The 3,363-nt window shown below is 62.1% G+C and carries 2 protein-coding genes and 1 pseudogene; all 3 read left to right on the top strand.

What is annotated here, in order from left to right; genetic code table 11:
* Positions 1–1,252, top strand: a 1,252-nt coding sequence (locus tag H7225_RS01250) for an oligopeptide/dipeptide ABC transporter ATP-binding protein (RefSeq protein WP_290658790.1), incomplete at its 5' end; no start/stop codon positions are given.
* A gap of 28 nt (positions 1,253–1,280) precedes the next feature.
* On the top strand, positions 1,281–3,101 hold the full coding sequence (locus H7225_RS01245; protein ID WP_290658788.1) for an extracellular solute-binding protein: 1,821 nt from the start codon (positions 1,281–1,283) through the stop codon (positions 3,099–3,101).
* A gap of 3 nt (positions 3,102–3,104) precedes the next feature.
* Positions 3,105–3,363: pseudogene (locus tag H7225_RS01240) on the top strand (microcin ABC transporter permease); the annotation flags it as partial.

Here is a 3,363-nt window from a genome sequence, read left to right as displayed (position 1 = left end):
CCGCCTGGGCATGTTGCTCATCACCCATGACCTCGCCGTGGTGTCTGGCATGGCGCACCGCGTGGCCTTGATGTATGCCGGGCAGATCGTGGAAGTGGCGCCTGCCAAGCTGTTTTTTCAGCGGCCGCGCCATCCCTATGCTGAGCTGTTGTTGAAGGCTCTGCCTGATGCTCAGAAGCGTGGCGGTGCGCTGGCGGCCATCCAGGGCCATGTGCCACCCCTTTGGCTGAAGTTTGAAGGCTGCCGATTTGCACCGCGTTGTCACCGGGTTCAAGCCCGTTGCCATGAGGAAGTGCCCGAGTTGCTGGCCTCATCCCAGCACGATCAGGCTCACCACGAGGTCCGTTGCTTCTTCCCCATTGGCGTGCAGGCTGACGAAGAATCAGCCCCTTTGCTGGCCCCGCAAGCGATGGCGCCTCGCGCAGTGACGCCTAGCACCGAGCCCCTCCTGGACGTGCGCCACCTCAGCGTGGTGTACGTGCCTCGCGGCGGACTGTTCTCGCGCGCCACGCCCACATTTACCGCGGTCGATGACGTCTCGCTCAGTTTGCGCGCTGGGCAAACGCTGGCGCTGGTGGGCGAATCGGGCTGCGGCAAAACCACCTTGGGCCGCGGCATCATGCAGTTGCTGCGCCACTCCGCCCAGCTCAAAGGCCAGGCCCTGCTGAATGGGCAAGACCTGTTCAAGCTGCAAGGCGAGCCCTTGCGCCAGGCGCGCCGCGACATCCAGATCGTTTTTCAAGATCCTTTCTCCTCGCTCAACCCCCGCTTGCGTGTTCAAGACATCCTGGAAGAGGGCCTGCGCTCGCTGCGCCCTGAATGGCTGGATGCCGAGCGCCAGCAAAGGCTGCACCGGTTGATGGACCAGGTCGGCCTGCGCCAAGATGCCTTGGGCCGCTTCCCGCACGAGTTCTCGGGTGGGCAGCGTCAGCGCCTGGCCATCGCCCGTGCTCTGGCCGTGGAGCCCAAGGTGCTGGTGTGCGACGAGCCCACCTCGGCGCTCGACGTGTCCGTGCAGGCGCAGATCCTGAACCTGCTCAAGCAGTTGCAGGCCGAGCGCGGTCTGGCTTACCTGGTCATCACGCACAACCTCGGCGTGGTGGAGTATCTGGCCGATGATGTAGCCGTGATGAAGCAAGGGCGGATTGTCGAATCGGGACCCGCTCATCAGGTCCTGGCCTCTCCGCAAGACAGCTACACCCAGACCTTGCTGGCGGCCGTGCCACGCCTGGTTGCTGGCCCGTCATGTTGAGTTCATCCCCTATGGCAGAATCATTCGCATGAGAGTCTTCTGGCTGGTTTGTCTGTGGTGCATGTCAACGTCCGGGGCTTGGGCGGCCCATGCCTACGCGCAGTTCGGCGACATCAAGTACCCGCCGGGCTTTGCGCACTTTGACTACGTCAATCCCACCGCGCCCAAAGGTGGCGAGATCGCCCTGGTGGCCCCCGTTCGGGTCAGCATCTTCGACAAGTACAACCCCTTCACGCTCAAAGGCACGGCACCGTCCGGCTTGAGCGAGCTGATGTTTGAATCCCTGCTCATTGGCACCCTTGATCAGCCCACGACCGCCTATGGCCTGCTCGCCGAAGATGTCGCAGTCGCTGACGATGGCTTGTCCGCCACCTTCAAGCTCAACCCCCTGGCACGATTTCACAATGGCGATCCGGTGCTGGCGCTGGACGTCAAAAGCTCCTTCGACCGATTGATGAGCAAAGAAGCCTCACCGGTGTACCAATCGGCCTTCGGCGACATCAAAGGGGTGACGGTGCTGGACCAACGCACTGTGCGCTTCGACTTCAAACGCCGCAACGCCGAGTTGCCTTTGGTGGCCGGCGCCGTGCCCGTGTTCAGCCACAAATGGGGCATGGAGGGCGGCAAGCTCAAGCCCTTTGACCAAGTCATCATGGACATGCCCATCGCTTCGGGGCCCTACCGCATCGGCCGTGTCAATTTTGGCAAGGACATCACCTACCAACGCGACCCGGGCTATTGGGCGCAACAGCTCAACGTGCGCAAAGGCCAATACAACTTCGAGCGCATCACCTTCAAGATCTACAAGGACAACACCGCTCGCCTGGAAGCCTTCAAGGCTGGCGAGTTCGAGTTCATCCAATCCAACATCGCACGCGAATGGGCCCGGGCCTACACCGGAGCCAAGTTCAAGAACGGTGACTTCATCAAGGTGGAGTTGCAGCACCGCAATGCGGGCGGCTTGCAATCCTGGTTGTTCAACACCCGCCTGGCCAAGTTCAAGGACGTGCGTGTGCGCGAGGCCATCGGCCTGGCCATGGACTACGAGTGGATGAACAGGCAGCTCTTCTACAACTCCTACACGCGGGTACGGGGCTACTTTGTTGGTGGTGATTTCGAAGCCAAGGCCTTGCCCGGCGCGGACGAGTTGGCCTTGCTGGAGCCCTTGCGCCGCCAATTGCGACCAGAGGTCTTCACCCAGCCCGTGCCGCAGCCACCCAGCACCACCCCGCCAGGCAGCCTGCGCGCCAACTTGCTCAAAGCGCGCACCTTGCTGGCCGATGCAGGCTGGACCTACCGTGACGGCGCCTTGCGCAATGCCAAGGGCGATCCATTCCTGATCGAGATCCTGGACGACACGGGGCAGGGCGCGTCCATGAGCCGCATCGTCACCCCCTTCATCCAGAACCTGGGCAAGCTGGGCATCGAGGCGCAATTCAAGCTCATCGATTTTTCCCTGTTCCAAAAGCGCCTGGACAGCTTCGACTTCGAGATGACCAGTTTGAACATGCCCGGCAGCTTGTCGCCCGGTGCCGAGTTGATGGACCGCTTTGGCAGCAAGGCCTCGGCCACGGCAGGGTCCAACAATTTTGTCGGCATCAAGGATCCGGCCGTCGATGCCTTGCTCGACAAGGTGGTCACCGCCGTGGACCGGCCGCAGCAAATCGCCGCCTTGCGCGCACTCGACCGGGTCTTGCGCTTCGAGCATTTCAACGTGCCCGCCTGGTATTCGGGCGTGCACCGTGTGGCTTACCGCGCCCACCGATTCGCCCAACCTGAAGTCAAGCCCTTGTACTACAAGGCTGAAGATTGGGCCTTGTCCACCTGGTGGGCCCAACCGGGGAAATGACACATGTGGACCTACATCCTCAAACGCTTGTTGCTCATCATCCCCACCTTGCTGGGCGTGTTGACCCTCACCTTCGCGGTGATCCAGTTCGTGCCTGGCGGGCCGGTCGAGCAGATGGTCTCCCAGCTCAAGAACCGCGGTGAAGGCGGCGAGAGCGCCATGTCGCAAGGCGCTGGCTACCGGGGCCGCCAGGGCGTGGATCCGGCCCAGATCGAAGAGATCAAAAAGCTGTATGGCTTTGACAAACCGCTTCACGAACGCT

The sequence above is a fragment of the Aquabacterium sp. genome (assembly GCF_014378415.1).
Classification (GTDB): Bacteria; Pseudomonadota; Gammaproteobacteria; order Burkholderiales; family Burkholderiaceae_C; genus Aquabacterium.
Note: the sequence above shows the minus strand (reverse complement) of the source record. Positions and strands in the feature narration are given on the sequence as shown.

Bases quoted from the DNA above. Each gene is read 5' to 3' on its own strand.
- H7225_RS01245 (WP_290658788.1), top strand. From the start codon at position 1,281: ATGAGAGTCTTCTGGCTGGTTTGTCTGTGGTGCATGTCAACGTCCGGG.